16 protein-coding genes and 1 pseudogene are annotated in these 20,114 nt (G+C 56.2%); all 17 read left to right on the top strand.

Annotated elements, in window-relative coordinates; translation table 11 throughout:
* Positions 1-46 precede the first annotated feature (46 nt).
* On the top strand, positions 47-916 hold the full coding sequence (tsf, locus tag V6P94_RS22205) for a translation elongation factor Ts (protein WP_133077728.1): 870 nt from the start codon (positions 47-49) through the stop codon (positions 914-916).
* Between the two features lie 208 nt (positions 917-1,124).
* The gene (gene pyrH, locus V6P94_RS22200) at positions 1,125-1,868 is read left to right on the top strand and encodes a UMP kinase (RefSeq protein ID WP_003440426.1); all 744 of its coding nucleotides are present in this window, start codon (positions 1,125-1,127) and stop codon (positions 1,866-1,868) included.
* Entirely contained in the window at positions 1,865-2,422 is a 558-nt protein-coding gene (gene frr, locus V6P94_RS22195; RefSeq protein ID WP_019822187.1) for a ribosome recycling factor, read from the top strand. The genes pyrH and frr overlap by 4 nt, the downstream gene beginning before the upstream one ends.
* Positions 2,423-2,437: 15 nt before the next feature.
* The gene (gene uppS / locus V6P94_RS22190) at positions 2,438-3,193 is read left to right on the top strand and encodes a polyprenyl diphosphate synthase (RefSeq protein ID WP_133077727.1); all 756 of its coding nucleotides are present in this window, start codon (positions 2,438-2,440) and stop codon (positions 3,191-3,193) included.
* Positions 3,193-3,999 (top strand): phosphatidate cytidylyltransferase, encoded by an 807-nt coding sequence (locus tag V6P94_RS22185; protein ID WP_219261625.1) that lies wholly within the window; start codon positions 3,193-3,195, stop codon positions 3,997-3,999. Before uppS ends, V6P94_RS22185 begins: the two co-directional genes overlap by 1 nt.
* Positions 3,996-5,183 carry a 1-deoxy-D-xylulose-5-phosphate reductoisomerase gene (gene ispC / locus V6P94_RS22180; RefSeq protein ID WP_133077725.1) on the top strand — a complete coding sequence of 396 codons (1,188 nt, stop codon included), beginning with the start codon at positions 3,996-3,998 and terminating at the stop codon, positions 5,181-5,183. The genes V6P94_RS22185 and ispC overlap by 4 nt, the downstream gene beginning before the upstream one ends.
* Before the next feature lie 43 nt (positions 5,184-5,226).
* Complete coding sequence (gene rseP / locus V6P94_RS22175) at positions 5,227-6,579, top strand: sigma E protease regulator RseP (RefSeq protein ID WP_219261624.1); 1,353 nt, start codon at positions 5,227-5,229, stop codon at positions 6,577-6,579.
* 75 nt (positions 6,580-6,654) lie between these two features.
* Positions 6,655-9,003 (top strand): outer membrane protein assembly factor BamA, encoded by a 2,349-nt coding sequence (gene bamA, locus V6P94_RS22170; protein ID WP_133077723.1) that lies wholly within the window; start codon positions 6,655-6,657, stop codon positions 9,001-9,003.
* A gap of 44 nt (positions 9,004-9,047) precedes the next feature.
* The gene (locus V6P94_RS22165; RefSeq protein WP_003440444.1) at positions 9,048-9,551 is read left to right on the top strand and encodes an OmpH family outer membrane protein; all 504 of its coding nucleotides are present in this window, start codon (positions 9,048-9,050) and stop codon (positions 9,549-9,551) included.
* Between the two features lie 2 nt (positions 9,552-9,553).
* Positions 9,554-10,608 (top strand): annotated as a pseudogene (gene lpxD, locus V6P94_RS22160) (UDP-3-O-(3-hydroxymyristoyl)glucosamine N-acyltransferase).
* A 109-nt stretch (positions 10,609-10,717) separates the two neighbouring features.
* Positions 10,718-11,158 (top strand): 3-hydroxyacyl-ACP dehydratase FabZ, encoded by a 441-nt coding sequence (fabZ, locus tag V6P94_RS22155; protein ID WP_016781990.1) that lies wholly within the window; start codon positions 10,718-10,720, stop codon positions 11,156-11,158.
* Positions 11,155-11,931, top strand: a complete 777-nt coding sequence (gene lpxA / locus V6P94_RS22150; RefSeq protein WP_133077721.1) for an acyl-ACP--UDP-N-acetylglucosamine O-acyltransferase — start codon at positions 11,155-11,157, stop codon at positions 11,929-11,931. The genes fabZ and lpxA overlap by 4 nt, the downstream gene beginning before the upstream one ends.
* A gap of 2 nt (positions 11,932-11,933) precedes the next feature.
* A complete protein-coding gene (lpxB, locus tag V6P94_RS22145; protein WP_219261622.1) occupies positions 11,934-13,064 on the top strand; it encodes a lipid-A-disaccharide synthase in 1,131 nt (376 codons plus the stop codon).
* An 11-nt stretch (positions 13,065-13,075) separates the two neighbouring features.
* Positions 13,076-13,693: a ribonuclease HII gene (gene rnhB / locus V6P94_RS22140; RefSeq protein ID WP_133077719.1), complete on the top strand. Its 618-nt coding sequence runs from the start codon at positions 13,076-13,078 to the stop codon at positions 13,691-13,693.
* Positions 13,694-13,771: 78 nt separating this feature from the next.
* Positions 13,772-17,293: a DNA polymerase III subunit alpha gene (dnaE, locus tag V6P94_RS22135; protein ID WP_133077718.1), complete on the top strand. Its 3,522-nt coding sequence runs from the start codon at positions 13,772-13,774 to the stop codon at positions 17,291-17,293.
* 184 nt (positions 17,294-17,477) lie between these two features.
* Positions 17,478-18,425 (top strand): acetyl-CoA carboxylase carboxyltransferase subunit alpha, encoded by a 948-nt coding sequence (locus V6P94_RS22130; RefSeq protein ID WP_046810490.1) that lies wholly within the window; start codon positions 17,478-17,480, stop codon positions 18,423-18,425.
* A 108-nt stretch (positions 18,426-18,533) separates the two neighbouring features.
* Complete coding sequence (tilS, locus tag V6P94_RS22125) at positions 18,534-19,850, top strand: tRNA lysidine(34) synthetase TilS (RefSeq protein ID WP_338648695.1); 1,317 nt, start codon at positions 18,534-18,536, stop codon at positions 19,848-19,850.
* The last annotated feature ends 264 nt before the right edge of the window (positions 19,851-20,114 follow it).

The raw sequence follows: 20,114 nt of genomic DNA, 5'->3' as shown, positions 1-20,114 counted from the left end.
TCGGTCGGGTGGAATGGTTGAAAACCTATCCAAGAGGAATTTTGAAATGGCAGAGATTACTGCAGCGTTGGTTAAAGAACTGCGTGAGCGTACTGGCGAAGGCATGATGGATTGCAAGAAAGCCTTGACCAAGGCTGGCGGCGACATCGAAAAAGCCATTGATGACATGCGTGCTTCGGGCGCCATCAAGGCAGCCAAAAAAGCAGGCAACGTTGCTGCTGAAGGCGCTATCGCAGTTAAAGTTGCGGACGACAACAAGTCGGCCGTCATTCTTGAAGTCAACTCGCAAACCGACTTCCTGGCTCTGCAAGAAGACTTCAAAAACTTCGTCGCTGCCAGCGTTGAAAAAGCGTTTGCTGACAAACTGACCGACGCAGCTCCGCTGATCGCCGCTCAAGAAGAAGCTCGTCTGATTCTGGTTGGTAAAGTAGGCGAGAACGTTAACATTCGTCGCCTGGCGCGCATCGAAGGTGACGTTGTTGACGCTTACCTGCACGGCAACAAGATCGGTGTTGTAGTGGCTCTGAAAGGCGGCAACGCTGAGCTGGCTCGTGACATCGCCATGCACGTAGCTGCAAGCAACCCTGAGTTCCTGCTGCCATCGCAAGTTTCCGCTGATGCTATCGAACGCGAAAAAACCGTGTTCATGAGCCTCAACGAAGACAAGATCAAAGGCAAGCCAGCAGAAATCGTTGAAAAAATGGTTGCCGGTCGCATCAGCAAGTTCCTGGCCGAAGCCAGCCTGGTTGAGCAAGCTTTCGTTAAGAACCCGGAAATCAAAGTCGGCGACCTGGCCAAGAAAGCCGGCGCTGAAATCGTTTCCTTCACTTACTTCAAAGTAGGTGATGGCATCGAGAAGCCAGTTGATGACTTCGCTGCAGAAGTTGCTGCACAAGTGGCTGCAAGCAAGCAATAAGACGGTTTACAACTGTCGACCCGAAGAGGCTGCCCGCTCACGCGCGCAGCCTCTTTTCAAATGGGAGGGGTTTTTCCCTTCTCGACGGAACCGGTTTGCAAAATCGTGTTCCGATGGTGCTGCTGTGCAGTACCACAGCTAGAGTATGCGCAGGCTGCAAAATGGCCTCGCACAGATTTTTAATAAAACGCGGCAGGAGAGATTCGCAATGGCTCAGCAGGGCAGTGGTTATCAAGCTCGCTATAAACGCATTCTACTCAAGCTAAGCGGCGAAGCCCTGATGGGCTCTGAAGAGTTCGGGATCGACCCCAAAGTACTCGACCGCATGGCGCTGGAAGTGGGCCAGTTGGTCGGCATCGGCGTTCAGGTAGGATTGGTAATTGGTGGTGGCAACCTGTTCCGTGGTGCCGCATTGAGCGCCGCCGGTATGGACCGTGTAACGGGCGACCATATGGGCATGCTGGCTACCGTGATGAACGCCCTGGCCATGCGCGATGCGCTGGAACGTGCGAATATCTCTGCCATCGTTATGTCGGCTATTTCCATGGTTGGCGTGACCGATCATTACGATCGTCGTAAGGCCATGCGTCATCTCAATGCCAAAGATGTGGTGATTTTCGCTGCGGGTACCGGTAATCCATTCTTCACGACGGATTCGGCTGCCTGCTTGCGCGCCATTGAAATCGACGCTGATGTGGTGCTCAAGGCAACCAAGGTTGACGGCGTGTATACCGCAGATCCATTCAAAGATCCCCATGCCGAGAAGTTCGATCATCTGACTTACGATGAAGTTCTGGATCGCAAACTGGGTGTGATGGACCTGACGGCTATCTGCCTGTGCCGCGACCACAAAATGCCATTGCGTGTATTTAATATGAACAAGCCTGGCGCCCTGCTTAATATTGTCCATGGCGGTGCTGAAGGCACTCTGATCGAGGAAGGTCAACAATGATCAACGAAATCAAGAAAGACGCTCAAACGCGCATGCAGAAATCGCTGGAATCCCTGGCCCATTCATTTGGCCAGATTCGTACCGGCAAGGCTCACCCAAGCATCCTGGGCAGCGTGATGGTGCCTTACTACGGTTCGGATACTCCGATCAGCCAGGTAGCCAACATCACGGTTAAAGATTCGCGCACCCTGCAAGTTGTTGCATTCGAGCGCAACATGCTTGGCGCAGTAGACAAGGCAATCCAGAGCGCGGGCCTGAACCTCAATCCGACCAACCTGGGCGAATTGTTGCTGATCTCCATGCCTGCCCTGACTGAAGAAACCCGTAAGGTTTTCGCCAAGCAGGCTCGTGACGCAGCTGAAGATGCGCGTATTGCCGTGCGCAATATCCGTCGTGACGCGTTGAGCCAGTTGAAAGACCTGGTCAAGGAAAAGGAAATCAGCGAAGACGAAGAGCGTCGTGCTGCTGATGACATTCAGAAGCTGACCGACAAGGCCGTGGCTGATATCGAAGTGGCCACCAAGCAGAAAGAAGCGGACCTGATGGCCGTATAAGGGTCAGGGCGTTTTATGGAAAAGACGAAGCAGGCTGATCCGTCATCTGTTCCGCGACATGTCGCGATCATCATGGACGGTAATAATCGCTGGGCGAAAAAACGCTTTATGCCGGGTGTTGCCGGGCATAAAGCAGGTGTGGATGCAGTTCGTGCGGTCATTGAGGTGTGTGTCGAGGCCAAGGTCGAGGTACTCACCCTGTTCGCGTTCTCCAGTGAAAACTGGCGGCGTCCTGCGGCTGAAGTCAGTGCCTTGATGGATTTATTCTTCAGGGCACTGCGTCGTGAGGCCAAGCGCCTCAACGAAAACGAGATCAGCCTGCGGATCATCGGCGACCGCTCACGCTTTCATCCCGACTTGCAAAAGGCGATGCGTGAAGCGGAAGAAATGACGGTGGGCGAAGGTCGCTTTGTCTTGCAGATTGCCGCTAACTACGGTGGTCAGTGGGACATTGCCCAGGCTGCGCAGCAACTGGCGCGTCAAGTCCAGGCAGGCCACTTGCAGCCTGAGGACATTTCTCCGGAGTTGCTGCAAACCTGTCTGGTAACGGGCGATCTGCCTTTGCCTGACCTGTGTATTCGCACCGGTGGCGAGCATCGCATCAGCAATTTCTTGCTGTGGCAGCTCGCCTATTCCGAGTTGTACTTCTCCGACCTGTTCTGGCCGGACTTCAAACACGAGGCCATGCGTCATGCATTGGCTGATTTCGCTTCTCGCCAGCGCCGCTTCGGTAAAACGAGCGAGCAGGTTGAGGCTGGAGCCCGGATTTAATGCTTAAACAACGAATCATCACTGCACTTATCTTGCTGCCAATTGCCTTGTGCGGCTTTTTCCTGCTTGAGGGTAGCGGCTTTGCGCTGTTTATAGGCCTGGTCGTTACCTTGGGGGCCTGGGAGTGGGCCCGTCTTGCAGGTTTTGAGGCTCAATCTGCACGGGTTTTATTTGCAGCGGTAGTGGCCTTGCTGCTCTTTGGTTTGCACATTTTTCCTGATCTGGCGCCGTGGGTGCTGGGTGCGGCGGTGTTGTGGTGGGCGCTGGCAACCTTTCTGGTGCTGACCTTTCCGCAATCCGCTGTGCATTGGTCGAGTATTGCAACCAAGCTGGTGATTGGCCTGTTGATCCTGTTGCCAGCCTGGCAAGGTCTGGTTTTGATCAAGGCGATGCCGTTGGGCAATTGGCTGATCATGGCAGTGATGGTTCTGGTGTGGGGCGCAGATATCGGCGCTTATTTTTCAGGTCGCAAATTTGGCAAGCGCAAGCTCGCCCCTAAAGTCAGCCCGGGTAAAAGCTGGGAAGGTGTTTTTGGCGGTCTGTTACTGAGCCTGCTGATCACCGCTGCAGTAGGTATTGTGCGTGACTGGAGCGCCTCACAGATGTTTGCTGCGCTGGTAGGTGCTGCCTTGATCGTACTGATTTCGGTGGTGGGTGACCTCACAGAGAGCATGTTCAAGCGCCAGGCCGGTGTTAAAGACAGCAGTAACCTGCTGCCGGGCCATGGTGGTGTTCTGGATCGCATCGACAGCCTGACGGCGGCGATCCCTGTATTTGCGGTATTGCTGTGGATGGCTGCCTCATGAGTCGTCCACAACAGATTACTGTTCTGGGGGCTACGGGTTCCATTGGCCTGAGTACCCTGGATGTTATTGCGCGTCACCCTGATCGTTATCAGGTATTTGCCCTGAGTGGCTACAGTCGTCTCGCCGAGTTACTGGCCTTGTGCATCAAGCACAGGCCTCAGGTTGCTGTGGTGCCCCATGAAGGTGCTGCCGTCCAGTTGCAGGCAGATCTGCGCGCTGCCGGGCTCAACACCGAGGTGTTGGTGGGTGAGGAGGGCTTGTGCCAGGTGTCGTCTGCCCCTGAAGTCGACTCGGTGATGGCGGCAATCGTCGGTGCTGCAGGTCTGCGCCCGACGCTGGCAGCGGTCAATGCCGGCAAGAAGATCCTGTTGGCCAACAAAGAAGCGCTGGTGATGACGGGCGACCTGTTCATGCAGGCTGTGCGTCGCAGCGGTTCGGTTTTGCTGCCTATCGACAGTGAACACAACGCGATCTTCCAGTGCTTGCCGCAAGACTTTGCGCGCGGACTGGGTAATGTGGGCGTTCGTCGCATTTTGCTGACGGCGTCTGGTGGTCCTTTCCGTGAAACACCGCTGGCAGAGCTTGAGCACGTCACGCCGGATCAAGCCTGCGCTCATCCCAATTGGTCGATGGGGCGCAAGATTTCCGTAGATTCTGCGAGCATGATGAACAAGGGGCTGGAGCTGATCGAGGCGTGCTGGTTGTTCGATGCCCGACCGGATCAAGTTGAAGTGGTGATTCATCCGCAGAGCGTGATTCATTCGCTGGTTGATTACGTGGATGGCTCGGTACTGGCGCAGTTGGGTAATCCGGATATGCGAACACCGATTTCCAATGCCCTGGCCTGGCCTGAACGTATTGATTCGGGTGTTGCGCCACTGGATCTTTTTGCGGTCGCGCGGCTGGACTTCGAGCGTCCTGACGAGCAACGTTTCCCTTGTTTGCGTTTGGCTCGAGAGGCTGCGCTGGCAGGCAATAGCGCCCCGGCGATGCTCAATGCGGCAAACGAGGTGGCAGTGGCTGCCTTTTTGGACGGGCGCATCCGTTACCCACAGATCGCCCGTATCATCGAAGATGTATTGAATAGCGAGCCTGTGGTTGCCGTAGATGAATTGGAAGCGGTATTTGCCGCTGACGGCAAAGCCCGGATGCTGGCTGAACAGTGGTTGAGTCGTAACGGCTAAAAGTGGTGATTGCCGGACCCGGACAGAATCGCGGAGAAAGTAGATGAGCGCGCTCTATATGATTGTTGGCACCCTGGTGGCATTGGGGGTGCTGGTCACTTTTCATGAATTCGGTCACTTTTGGGTGGCGCGCCGTTGCGGCGTCAAGGTTCTGCGTTTCTCCGTGGGCTTCGGTACGCCTTTGCTGCGCTGGCATGATCGCCAGGGCACCGAGTTTGTTGTCGCAGCCATACCGTTGGGTGGCTACGTAAAAATGCTCGACGAGCGCGAAGGCGAAGTACCGGCCGACCAGCTCGACCAGTCTTTCAATCGCAAGACCGTGGGTCAGCGCATTGCCATCGTCGCGGCGGGGCCAATTGCCAACTTCATGTTGGCGATGGCCTTTTTCTGGGTGCTGGCAATGATGGGCAGCCAGCAAGTGCGCCCTGTCATTGGTTCGGTAGAGAGCGGCAGTCTGGCGGCCCAGGCCGGTTTGGCAGCGGGTCAGGAAATCATTTCCATTGATGGCGAGCCGACGACGGGCTGGTCCAACGTTAATCTGCAACTGGTTCGCCGTCTGGGTGAGAGTGGTTCTCTGCAGGTTGTTGTGAGTGAGCCGGGCTCCACCGCCCAGGCCTCGCATCAGCTTGTATTAAAAGATTGGCTCAAGGGCGCTGACGAACCGAACCCGATCACCTCTCTGGGGATTCATCCGTGGCGCCCCGAGTTGCCTGCGGTTCTGGCGGAGCTGGATCCGAAAGGTCCTGCCCAGGCTGCCGGGCTTAAAGCTGGCGACAAACTGCTGGCGATGAACGATCAGGCTATCAAGGATTGGCAGCAAGTCGTGGACTGGGTGCGTGTGCGTCCAGGCAGTCGTGTTGTGCTGCACGTCGAGCGCGATGGCGTCCCTGTTGATATTCCTGTCACGCTGGCTGCTCGGGGCGAAGGCAAGGACGCTACGGGTTACCTGGGAGCCGGGGTTAAAGGTGTCGACTGGCCACCAGCGATGATCCGGGAGGTCAGTTACGGCCCGCTTGCTGCAATCGGGGAAGGGGCAAAACGTACCTGGACCATGAGCATATTGACGCTCGACTCACTCAAGAAAATGTTGTTCGGTGAGCTCTCGGTAAAAAACTTGAGTGGACCGATAACCATTGCTAAAGTGGCGGGCGCTTCTGCCCAGTCGGGTGTTGCGGATTTCCTGAATTTTCTGGCTTATCTGAGCATAAGCCTGGGGGTTCTGAACTTGTTGCCCATACCAGTACTGGATGGGGGGCATTTGTTGTTTTATCTGATCGAGTGGGCGCGTGGTCGTCCCTTGTCGGATCGGGTACAGGGTTGGGGAATGCAGATCGGTATCAGTTTGGTGGTCGGGGTGATGTTGCTTGCCTTGATCAACGATCTGGGCCGTCTGTAAACGCTTCGCTGAATTGCGAATCTGCCGCATTTTGCGGCAGTTTGTTTATTGCCAGTTGGAATAAGAAAGGACTTCATGAAACGTCTGCTGCTAACTGCGGTTCTCGCCGTACTGATGATCGCCGAAGTTCACGCCGAGTCCTTCACTATCTCTGATATCCGTGTCAACGGGCTCCAGCGGGTTTCCGCAGGTAGCGTGTTTGGTGCGTTGCCCCTGAACGTGGGTGAGGTAGCGGATGACCGCCGTTTGGTGGAATCCACTCGTGCGTTGTTCAAAACCGGGTTCTTTCAGGATATCCAACTGGGTCGTGATGGCAACGTGCTTGTTATCACGGTTGTCGAGCGTCCTTCTGTCTCCAGCATCACCATTGACGGGAACAAGGCGATCTCCACTGATGACCTGATGAAAGGTCTTAAACAGTCGGGGCTGGCCGAAGGTGAAATTTTCCAGCGCGCTACCCTTGAAGGTGTGCGTAACGAACTGCAACGTCAGTATGTTGCCCAGGGCCGCTACTCGGCGACTGTCGACACCGAAGTGGTGTCCGAGCCGCGTAACCGCGTTGCCTTGAAGGTCAACATCAACGAAGGCACTGTTGCCGCTATCCAGCACATCAACGTGGTGGGCAACACGGTTTTCCCGGAATCTGACCTGGTTGACCTGTTCGAGCTCAAAACCACGAACTGGTTGTCGTTCTTCAAGAACGACGACAAGTACGCACGTGAAAAACTGTCGGGTGACCTTGAGCGCCTGCGCTCTTACTACCTCGATCGTGGCTATATCAATATGGATATCGCTTCGACCCAGGTGTCGATCACTCCCGACAAGAAAAGCGTCTACATCACCGTCAACGTGAATGAAGGCGAGAAATACAACGTCGGCGAAGTGAAACTGAGCGGTGACCTCAAGGTTCCGGAAGACCAGATCAAGTCGCTGTTGCTTGTTCAGCCGGGCCAGGTGTTCTCGCGCAAGCTGATGACCACCACCTCCGAGCTGATTACCCGTCGTCTGGGTAACGAGGGTTACACCTTCGCCAACGTTAACGGCGTACCTCAGCCAAACCCTGAAAATCACACCGTTGCCATCACCTTTGTGGTTGATCCGGGCAAGCGTGCTTACGTAAACCGCATCAACTACCGCGGTAACACCAAGTCGGAAGACGAAGTGCTGCGTCGCGAAATGCGTCAGATGGAAGGTGGCTGGGCGTCGACTTACCTGATTGATCAGTCCAAGGTCCGCCTCGAGCGCCTGGGCTTCTTCAAGGAAGTGAACGTCGAAACACCGGCAGTACCGGGTACTGACGATATGGTGGACGTAAACTATGCAGTTGAAGAACAGGCGTCGGGTTCGATCACTGCAAGCGTCGGTTTTGCCCAGAGCGCCGGTTTGATCCTTGGCGGCTCGATCACCCAGAACAACTTCCTGGGTACGGGTAACAAGGTCAGCCTTGGTTTGACGCGCAGCGAATACCAGAGTCGCTACAACTTCAGCTACGTTGATCCGTACTGGACTGCTGATGGCGTGAGCCTGGGTTACAACGCGTTCTACCGCACCACCGACTACAAAGATCTCGACGTTGACGTAGCAAACTACTCGGTGGACAGCCTGGGCGCTGGTATCACCATGGGCTACCCGATCAGCGACACATCGCGTCTGACCTACGGCTTGACTGTGCAGCAGGATGAAATCAGCACGGGTCAGTACACCGTTGACGAGATTTTCGACTTCGTAAACCGTGAAGGTGACAAGTACCTCAACTTCAAGGCGTCGGTTGGCTGGTCTGAGTCGACCCTGAACAAAGGTGTATTGCCAACTCGCGGCAGCTCGCAAAGCCTGGTGCTCGAGACGACAATCCCGGGCAGCGACCTGCAGTTCTACAAACTTGATTATCGCGCCCAGTTGTTCCAGCCGTTGACCGATACCTACACCATGCGTCTGCACACAGAGTTGGGCTATGGTGATGGTTACGGCTCGACTGCGGGCTTGCCGTTCTACGAGAACTACTACGCCGGTGGTTTCAACTCGGTACGTGGCTTCAAGGACAGCGCTCTTGGCCCTCGCAGTACGCCAAGTACCGGTAAAAACCCGGGCACCATTGCTGACCCGGACCAGGACCCGCTGCCATTTGGTGGTAACGTGCTGATCCAGGGTGGTGTCGAGGTTCTGTTCCCTATGCCGTTTGTGAAAGACCAGCGTTCCCTGCGTACCTCCGTGTTCTGGGATGTGGGTAACGTGTTTGACACCAACTGCAAGGGCGAAACCAAGGATTGCGATATCAGCTTCAGCAATATGGCCAGCTCTGTTGGTGTTGGTGTGACCTGGGTGACTGCGCTTGGCCCGTTGAGCTTTAGCTTGGCCATGCCGATCAAGAAACCGGATGACGCAGACACTCAAGTGTTCCAATTCTCCCTCGGCCAGACTTTCTAAAGCCTGACCTTAGATACAGACAACGGATTTTTTAGGAGTGCATCGTGCGTAAGTTGACTCAATTGGTTCTCCTGGCTTCGGTTTTGGTAGCTGGCCCGGCTTTCGCCGATATGAAAATTGCCGTACTGAACTATCAGATGGCTTTGCTTGAATCGGATGCTGCCAAGCGTTATGCCGTAGATGCCGAGAAGAAATTTGGCCCGCAACTGACCAAGCTCAAAAGCCTGGAAAGCAGCGCCAAAGGTATTCAGGACCGCCTGGTGAAGGGCGGCGACAAAATGCAGCAGGGCGAGCGTGAGCGTCTGGAGCTTGAATTCAAGCAAAAGGCCCGTGACTTCCAGTTCCAGTCCAAGGAACTGAACGAAGCCAAAGCCGTTGCTGACCGCGAAATGCTGAAACAGCTGAAGCCAAAACTGGACAGCGCTGTTGAAGAAGTCATCAAAAAAGGCGCCTTTGACCTGGTGTTCGAGCGTGGTGCTGTGATTGATGTTAAGCCTCAGTACGACATCACTCGCCAAGTTATCGAGCGCATGAACCAGCTGAAGTAATTATGACTGCGACTATAAAACTCGGCCAATTGGCCGAGTTCCTCGGCGCCACCTTGCGTGGCTCTGCGGAGAAAGAAATCACTGGGCTAGCCACTTTGCAAGAGGCTGGCCCAGCTCAGTTGAGCTTTCTGGCCAACCCCCAGTACCGGAAATTTCTCGTCGATTGCCAGGCTGGAGCTGTATTGCTCAAGGCTGCTGACGCCGAAGAGTATGTCGGTGATGCCCTGGTTGTACCTGATCCTTACCTGGCATATGCACGCATCTCCCATCTGTTCGATCCCAAGCCCAAGGCGGCTGCCGGCGTTCATCCAACGGCGGTCATTGCTGCTGACGCGGTGGTTGACCCTGCGGCGAGCATTGGTGCTTTTGCCGTGATCGAAAGCGGTGCTCGCATCGCTGCCGGTGTCACGGTCGGGCCTCATTGCTTCATCGGGGCTCGTTGCGAAATTGGCGAAGGCGGCTGGCTGGCTCCACGAGTGACGCTCTATCACGATGTCCGCATCGGCAAGCGAGTCGTCATTCAATCGGGTGCTGTGCTGGGAGGCGAAGGTTTTGGCTTTGCCAATGAGAAGGGTGTTTGGCAAAAAATTGCGCAAATCGGTGGCGTGACCATCGGTGATGATGTCGAAATCGGTGTCAATACCGCTATCGATCGCGGTGCTTTGGCTGACACGCTGATCGGTAATGGCGTCAAGCTGGACAACCAGATCCAGATCGCGCACAACGTTCAGATCGGTGACCATACGGCTATGGCCGCCTGTGTAGGGATTTCCGGTAGCACTAAAATCGGCAAGCACTGCATGTTGGCGGGGGGTGTCGGTTTGGTGGGGCACATTGAAATTTGTGACAATGTGTTCTTGACTGGCATGACGATGGTGACCCACTCGATTACCGAGCCTGGCGCCTACTCTTCCGGCACCGCCATGCAGCCAGCCGCTGAGTGGCGCAAAAGTGCGGCACGTATTCGTCAGTTGGACGATATAGCCCGGCGGTTGAAACAACTGGAAAAGCGCGTCGGTAAGTGACCCCCGACGGTAATGCTTCTTCAAAAGGCTAATACAATTTCCATATCAAGCATGCAGAGCCTCTGGTTTGCTTCCTTGATTTGCTAGAGGAGCGCGCCTTAGTCGCGCGCGCCCAATCTTTATTACAGGCTTCCCCACGAAATGATGGACATCAACGAGATTCGCGAATATCTGCCCCACCGTTACCCGTTCCTGCTGGTGGACCGAGTGGTGGATCTGGATGTCGAGAACAAGCGCATTCGTGCCTACAAGAATGTCAGCATCAACGAGCCATTTTTCAACGGTCACTTCCCGGCGCACCCGATCATGCCCGGTGTATTGATCATTGAAGCCATGGCTCAGGCTGCTGGCATCCTTGGCTTCAAGATGATGGACCTCAAGCCGGCTGACGGTACGCTCTACTACTTCGTAGGCTCCGACAAACTACGCTTCCGTCAACCTGTGCTGCCAGGTGATCAACTGATCCTGGAGGCCAAGTTCCTGAGCTGCAAACGCTCCATCTGGAAGTTTGAATGCCAGGCAACGGTTGATGGCAAGCCGGTATGCTCAGCTGAAATTATCTGTGCGGAACGCAAACTATGAGTTTGATTGACCCTCGCGCAATCATCGATCCGACGGCCATTTTGGCCGACGACGTCGAGGTCGGCCCTTGGTCGATCGTCGGCGCTGGTGTGGAAATCGGCGAGGGGACAGTGATTGGGCCGCATGTAATTCTCAAAGGCCCAACCAAAATCGGTAAGCACAATCGCATCTACCAGTTTTCTTCGGTAGGTGAAGACACTCCTGATCTCAAGTACAAGGGGGAGGAAACTCGCCTGGTGATCGGTGACCATAACGTTATTCGTGAAGGGGTCACTATTCATCGCGGAACGATTCAGGACCGTGCCGAAACTACCCTGGGTGATCACAATCTGGTGATGGCCTATGCTCACATCGGCCATGACAGCGTCATCGGCAACCATTGCATTCTGGTCAATAACGCCGCGTTGGCGGGTCATGTGCATATGGGTGATTGGGCGATCCTGTCAGGTTTCACGCTGGTTCATCAGTTCTGCCACATTGGTGCCCACAGCTTTTCGGGCATGGGTACTGCAATCGGCAAGGATGTGCCTGCGTTCGTGACCGTGTTTGGCAGTCCTGCCGAAGCACGCAGCATGAACTTCGAAGGTATGCGTCGTCGCGGCTTCAGTGAAGATGCCATTCATGCGTTGCGTCGTGCCTACAAAGTGGTTTATCGCCAGGGCTTGACCGTTGACCAGGCGCTCGCCGAGCTGGCTGAGCCTGCGGTGCAGTTCCCGGAAGTTGCCATGTTTGTAGAGTCCATTCGTTCTTCCTCCCGCGGCATTACGCGCTAGTCATGGCCAGATTGCGTATCGCGCTGGTGGCGGGAGAGGCCTCGGGCGACATTTTGGGCTCAGGATTGATGAGAGCGCTCAAGGCTCAGCATTCTGATATCGAATTTATCGGCGTTGGCGGTCCATTGATGGAAGCTGAGGGCATGAGCTCCTACTTCCCGATGGAGCGTCTGTCGGTAATGGGCCTGGTCGAAGTGTTGGGTCGTCTGCGAGAACTGCTTAAGCGCCGCAAACTCCTTGTCCAGACCCTGATCGCCGAAAAACCCGATGTGTTTATCGGTATCGATGCGCCCGATTTCACCCTCAATATTGAACTTCAATTGCGCCGTGCCGGGATCAAGACCGTGCATTACGTCAGCCCGTCCGTATGGGCGTGGCGTCAGAAGCGAGTGCTGAAAATTCGCGAAGGTTGCGATTTGATGCTGACGCTGCTGCCGTTTGAAGCCAAATTCTACGAAGAGCACGGCGTGCCCGTGCGCTTCGTTGGTCATTCATTGGCCGACACTATCCCCCTTGAAGCCGATAAAACCGGTGCCCGAGCCGAGTTGGGCCTGTCTGACGGGCCGTTGGTCGCCTTGATGCCGGGCAGCCGCGGCGGAGAAGTGGGCAAGCTGGGCGGTCTGTTTCTCGATGCAGCGCAGATAATTCGAGAGGCCCGGCCAGATGTGCATTTTGTATTGCCATGCGCGAGCGCCGCACGTCGCGAGCAGATCGAGCAGATGCTGGTGGGGCGTGATCTGCCGCTGACCTTGCTTGACGGTCAATCCCATCTGGCACTGGCGGCCTGTGATGCGGTATTGATTGCATCCGGTACCGCGACGCTTGAGGCCTTGCTCTACAAACGGCCAATGGTGGTGGCTTATCGCCTTGCACGTCTGACGTTCTGGATCCTCAAGCGGCTGGTCAAAAGCCCTTACGTGTCCCTGCCCAATTTGCTGGCTCAGCGCATGTTGGTGCCCGAGCTCTTGCAGGATGCCGCCACGCCTGAGGCGCTGGCCCGCACGTTGCTGCCTTTGCTCGAGGGTGGCGAAGAGCAGACCCGCGGCTTTGACGAAATTCATCGTACATTGCGTCTCGACGCTTCCAATCAGGCCGCTAAAGCGGTACTGGACCTGATTGCACAATCCAAATGAGTAAAGTAACCATGCAAATCGGGTTGGATTTCAATCTGGTCGAAGACCTCGTGGCCGGTGTCGACGAAGTGGGGCGCGGCCCATTGTGCGGCGCTGTCGTGACGGCGGCCGTTATTCTTGATCCCAACCGGCCTATAGCCGGGCTCAACGACTCGAAAAAACTCACCGAGGCCCGTCGCGAAAAGCTGTACGACGAAATCCGTGAAAAGGCTTTGAGCTGGTGTATTGCCCGGGCCGAAGTTGAAGAAATCGATGAGCTGAATATTTTGCACGCCACGATGCTGGCCATGCAGCGCGCTGTCGAAGGGCTGAGCATTACCCCTAAACTGGCGATGATCGACGGCAATCGCTGCCCCAAGCTGACAATGCCTTCAGAGGCCGTGGTGAAGGGCGATAGCAAGGTGCCTGCGATTGCGGCAGCATCGATTTTGGCCAAGGTCAGTCGTGACCGTGAAATGGCTGCCTTTGAGCTGCAATACCCGGGCTATGGGATTGGTGGACACAAGGGGTATCCAACGGCTGTTCACCTCGAAGCGCTTGAACGTCTGGGCCCGACACCGATTCACCGGCGTTCGTTTGGCCCGGTTCGTCGTGCGTATGAGGCGCTTGAAGGTCTTGCCAAGGTTTAGCCGCAAGGCTGATGTTTTTGCCAAGGCCCGGTACAATCCGGGCCTTGTTGTTTCTCAAAGCTTATAGACAGGATCACCATGCCGGCTTCATTCGTTCACCTGCGCCTGCACACTGAATATTCCCTGGTCGATGGCCTGGTGCGGATCAAACCGCTGATCAAAACCCTGGCTGGCATGAATATGCCCGCTGTTGCGGTGACCGATCAGAACAACATGTGCTCCCTGGTCAAGTTCTATAAGGCCGCCATGGGGGGCGGGATCAAGCCGATCAGTGGTGCGGACCTGTGGCTGTCGAACAAGGATCCGGAAAACCCGCTCAGCCGAATCAGCCTGCTGGCAATGAACCCGTTGGGTTATCGCAACCTGACCGAGCTTATTTCCCGTGGTTACATCGATGGCCAGCGTAATGGCCAGGTCATCATTGAGCGCGAATGGGTTGCCGAGGCTGCAGAAGGCCTGATCATGTTGTCGGCGGCGAAAGAGGGCGAGATTGGCGTCGCGCTGATCAGTGGCAACACTGAAGAAGCCGAGGCCCTGGCCCGCGAATGGATGGCGGTGTTCCCGGATCGTTTCTACATCGAAGTTCAGCGCACCAAGCGTCCCAACGATGAAGAGCATCTGCATGCTGCCGTCGCCCTGGCGGACAAAATTGGCGCGCCACTGGTTGCGACCAACGATGTGCGTTTCATCAAGCAGCAGGATTTCGAAGCCCACGAAACCCGTGTGTGCATCGGTGAAGGCCGGGCGCTGGATGACCCGCGCCGCTCAAAGAATTACAGCGATCAGCAGTATCTGAAAAGCGCCGAGGAAATGGCCGAGCTGTTCAGTGACTTGCCTGAGGCGCTGGCCAACACGGTTGAAATTGCCAAGCGCTGCAATATCGAAGTGAAGCTGGGCACTCACTTTTTGCCCAACTTTCCGATTCCCGATGGCATGACCATCGATGAGTATTTCCGCAAGGTGTCGTTTGATGGTCTGGAAGACCGTCTGAGCGTTCTGCTGCCGAGGGACACCACCGAGGATTACGACGCCAAGCGGCAGGTGTATGTCGACCGGCTGAATTTCGAGCTGGATATCATCATCCAGATGGGGTTCCCGGGCTACTTCCTGATCGTGATGGACTTTATCCAGTGGGCCAAGAGCAACGGCGTGCCTGTGGGGCCGGGCCGTGGATCGGGTGCCGGATCGCTGGTGGCCTATGTGCAGAAGATTACTGACCTCGACCCGCTGGAATATGACTTGCTGTTCGAGCGATTCCTTAACCCGGAACGGGTATCGATGCCCGACTTCGACGTCGACTTCTGCATGGACGGTCGTGACCGGGTGATCGAGTATGTGGCCGAAAAATATGGCCGCAACGCTGTAAGCCAGATCATCACGTTTGGTTCGATGGCTGCCAAGGCGGTAATTCGTGACGTGGCGCGGGTGCAGGGCAAGTCTTACGGCCTGGCGGATCGTCTGTCGAAGATGATTCCGTTTGAAGTCGGCATGACGCTTGAAAAAGCCTTTGAGCAAGAAGAAATCCTGCGTGACTTCATCAAGGTCGATGAGGAAGCCGCTGAAATCTGGGAAATGGCCCGCAAACTTGAAGGCGTTGTGCGTAACGTCGGCAAGCACGCCGGTGGCGTGGTTATTGCGCCGACCAAACTGACCGACTTCTCGCCGATTTACTGCGATGAAGAGGGCGGCGGTCTGGTTACCCAGTTCGATAAAGATGACGTTGAGTCTGCCGGCCTGGTGAAGTTCGACTTCCTGGGGCTGCGGACCCTGACGGTTATTGACTGGGCGCTGAAAACCATCAACCGCGATCGAGCCAAGGTTGATGAGCCGCCACTGGATATCGCCTTTATCCCGCTCGATGACAAGCCGACGTATCAATTGCTGCAAAAGGCCGAGACCACTGCGGTGTTCCAGCTTGAGTCGCGCGGCATGAAAGAGCTGATCAAAAAGCTCAAGCCCGACTGCCTGGAAGACTTGATCGCACTGGTGGCCCTGTTCCGTCCGGGTCCGCTGCAGTCCGGCATGGTTGATGACTTTATCAACCGCAAGCACGGTCGCGCCGAATTGGCGTACCCGCATTCCGACTATCAGTACGAAGGTCTCAAGCCAGTCTTGGCGCCGACCTACGGCATCATCCTGTACCAGGAACAGGTGATGCAGATTGCCCAGGTCATGGCCGGTTATACCCTCGGCGGCGCCGACATGCTGCGTCGGGCAATGGGTAAGAAAAAACCCGAAGAAATGGCCAAGCAGCGCGGTGGTTTTATTGAAGGTTGTGCCAACAACAACATTGATGGCGACCTGGCCGGTAACATTTTTGACCTGGTAGAGAAATTCGCCGGTTACGGATTCAACAAATCCCACTCCGCTGCCTACGGCCTGGTGTCGTACCAGACTGCCTGGCTGAAAACCCACTACCCGGCACCTTTCATGGCCGCGGTACTGTCGGCGGATATGCATAACACCGACAAGGTCGTGATCCTGATCGAAGAAATTCGCAGCATGAAGCTGCGTCTGGACGCGCCGGACGTGAACGCCTCGGAGTTCAAATTCACCGTAAACGATGAAGGCCGGATCATTTACGGCCTTGGGGCGATCAAGGGTGTTGGCGAGGGGCCTGTAGAGGCCATCACCGAAGCGCGTCAGGACGGTCCGTTCACGGATCTGTTCGATTTCTGTGCCCGGGTTGACCTCAAGCGCATCAACAAGCGCACCCTCGACGGTCTGATTCGAAGTGGTGCACTGGACCGTCTTGGGCCGTTCTTTCATGACGAGCCCAAAGCCTGGCAAGCCAGCATCGACCAGAACCGCGCGGTGTTGTTGTCGGCCCTGGAAGAAGCAATCAAGGCGGCCGAACAAACCGCGCGCACCCATGACAGCGGTCACGCCGACCTGTTTGGCGGGTTGTTTGTCGAAGTGGACGCGGACGTCTACGCCAATCACCGCAAGGCCAAGGAACTGACGCTCAAGGAGCGACTCAAAGGCGAGAAGGACACGTTGGGCCTGTACCTGACCGGTCATCCGATTGACGAATATGAAGGCGAAATCCGTCGTTTTGCGCGTCAGCGCATTATTGATCTCAAGCCTGCGCGCGATACTCAGACCGTTGCCGGGATGATCATTGCGTTGCGGGTGATGAAGAACAAAAAAGGCGACAAGATGGGCTTTATCACCCTCGACGACCGATCGGCGCGTATCGAAGCCTCGCTGTTTGCCGAGGCCTTCCATTCGGCACAGTCATTGTTGCAGACCGATGCGATGGTGGTGGTCGAAGGGGAGGTCAGTAATGATGACTTCTCTGGCGGGCTGCGCCTGAGGGTCAAGCGGGTGATGAGCATGGAAGATGCCCGCACCAGCCTGGCCGAGAGCTTGCGCCTGAAAGTGAATCGGGCTGCACTCAAGGGCGATCAGTTGCGCTGGTTGGGCGAATTGTTCAAGAAACATCGTGGTGCGTGCCCGATCACCATGGATTACACCGGCGAAGACGCCAAGGCCATGTTGCAGTTTGGCGAGACCTGGCGGATCGATCCGGCAGACAGCTTGATTCAAGCCCTGCGTGACCAGTTCGGGCGAGACAACGTCTTCCTCCAATACCGTTGACGGTCAGGGGCTACAGCTGCGCCCTGACCTCGACCTGAATTTTTAATCTCGACCTGAGAGCGCCTGTCCCTTAAGGTAGGCGCGATACAGATCAACCGGCTGCCCCAGCTCGGTTCGAAACGCCAGTAAATGCTGGGTTTCAGACCTTCTGGCATGCTTTGCCGCCGACCCAAGACGGATGCTTATGAACCCGAATTTTCTTGATTTCGAACAGCCGATTGCTGACCTGCAAGCCAAAATCGAAGAGTTGCGCTTGGTTGGTAATGACAATTCGCTGAATATCAGTGATGAAATCTCTCGTCTGCAAGACAAAAGCAAAACGCTGACTGAAGATATTTTCGGCAAGCTGACCAGCTGGCAGATTGCCCGTTTGGCCCGTCACCCGCGTCGTCCATACACACTGGACTACATCGATCACATCTTCACCGAGTTCGATGAGCTGCATGGCGACCGTCATTTCTCGGATGATGCGGCCATCGTTGGCGGTATTGCCCGCCTGGATGATCAGCCAGTGATGGTGATTGGTCACCAGAAAGGCCGTGAAGTCCGTGAAAAGGTACGCCGCAACTTCGGTATGCCGCGTCCTGAAGGCTATCGCAAGGCCTGCCGTTTGATGGAAATGGCCGAGCGTTTCAAAATGCCGATCCTGACCTTCATCGACACGCCGGGTGCTTACCCTGGCATCGACGCTGAAGAGCGTAACCAGAGCGAGGCCATTGCCTGGAACCTGCGTGTCATGTCGCGTCTGAAAACCCCGATCATCGCCACCGTTATCGGCGAAGGCGGTTCGGGCGGTGCCTTGGCGATTGGTGTTTGCGACCAGTTGAACATGCTGCAGTACTCGACCTACGCGGTGATCTCGCCGGAAGGTTGCGCATCGATTCTGTGGAAAACCGCAGAAAAAGCACCGGACGCCGCTGAGGCCATGGGCATTACCGCCGAGCGCCTCAAAGGCCTGGGTATCGTGGACAAGGTGATTGGCGAGCCATTGGGTGGCGCACACCGTGACCCGGCTGCTGCGTCTGCCAGCATTCGTGCCGACCTGATTTCCCAGCTGGACATGCTGAACAAGCTGGATCACGAAACACTGCTCAAGCGTCGTTACGATCGTCTGATGAGCTACGGTCTCTGATTCGGATTTAGTGTGGGAGCGGGCTTGCCCGCGATGGCATCTGCGCGGTTTGGCTCAAAGATCGAGTAGTCAGCATCGCGAGCAAGCCCGCTCCTACAGGATTGCGTAATGCCCAGTCTATCGATTCCGCTGCTGCAAGCCCTCAGCCCCTGGCGCAACGCCAAGGCCTGGCATGTCGCGCTCTCCGGCGGTCTCGATTCGACTGTGCTGCTTCACCTTCTCGTTCAATTGCGCCAGACCCACCCATTACCGCCCATTACCGCTGTCCATGTTCATCATGGCCTGCAGGCGGCGGCTGATGCGTGGCCGGATCATTGTCAGGCGCTGTGTGACCGGTTGAGCGTGCCGTTGCAGGTGATTCGCGTGCAGGTGCAGGCAGGCGCAAGTGTCGAGCGTGCGGCGCGGGATGCGCGCTATCAGGCGTTTGCTGCGCTGACGGATGTTGAAGAGGTGCTGCTGGTCGGGCAGCACCGTGACGATCAGGCTGAAACCCTGCTGTTTCGCCTGCTGAGAGGGGCAGGGGTCAACGGGTTGGCGGCCATGCCTCGTCAACGACGTTTGGGGGCAGGGCACCTGTGCCGGCCTTTGCTGGACGTTTCTCGCGCTCAGCTTGAGGCTTACGCCCTTGAGCAGGGGCTGGGCTGGATCGAAGACCCGTCCAACGCCCAAACAGATTTTTCCCGTAATTATTTGCGCCATGAAGTGTTTCCAGTCCTCGCACGGCGATGGCCACAGGCGGCTGCCAGCCTGGCCCGCAGTGCAGCCCATTGTGCCGAGGCTCAAGGCCTGCTTGATGAGTTGGCGCAACAGGATCTTCGCGATGCGGGTACAGACACCGAATTTGCCTGGCTCGGGGTGCCCTCGCTGGCGCTTGCGCCCATCGTCCGTCTGTCGCCTGCACGTCAGCGCAACGCATTGCGTCACTGGCTGGCAGCATTCACCCCATTGCCTGATACCGATCACTGGGCTGGGTGGAATGCCCTGCGTGACGCCCGTGAGGGTGCCCAACCGCTCTGGAAACTCGCCGGCGGTGAGCTGCATCGCGCTGGCGGCCGCATCTGGTGGTTGTCCGGTGACTGGTTGCTCCCGCCCGCTGTGCCAGGATTGTGGACGCAACCCGACCAGGCGCTGACCCTGCCGGGTAATGGTCAGGTGCGCTTTGTCGGGACGACGGCCGATGGCCCCTTGCAAGTGAGCTATCGTCAAGGGGGCGAAGTGATGGCGCTGGAACAGCGCGGTCACCGTGATCTGAAGCGGTTGTTCAACGAGCGGGGTGTTCCGTTGTTTGCCCGTGGCAGATTGCCGCTTCTGTACCGCAATGAGCAGTTATTGGCCGTGGCAAACCTCAATGGACTGGACTCCAGCCCCTGTGGACGCTGGCAATTACAGTGGCTGCCAACTTCGAGCGATCAAGGTTTGAGCTGAAAGGGGGTTTCCGGTAGACTACGCTCCCTTCTTGATACAACTTCTGTGGATTCACCGGAATTACAGAAGTTGCCGATTACCAAGCAGTCTTTGCTGGGCGATTTTAAAAAAATGTGTGGCTTGCATCGAACCGATGATTTACGTCGGTCTGTTTCAACGCAGCAGTTTTTCGAAAGGTGCACTGTGACTAATGCTGGTGATTGGGGGCTTCGGCCTTCCTTCGCTTTCCCCGGCGGCTCTGACCGCTTTAACGCAGACTTCTAG

It is taken from the genome of Pseudomonas sp. ML2-2023-3 (assembly GCF_037055275.1).
Lineage (GTDB): Bacteria > Pseudomonadota > Gammaproteobacteria > Pseudomonadales > Pseudomonadaceae > Aquipseudomonas.
Note: the sequence above shows the minus strand (reverse complement) of the source record. Positions and strands in the feature narration are given on the sequence as shown.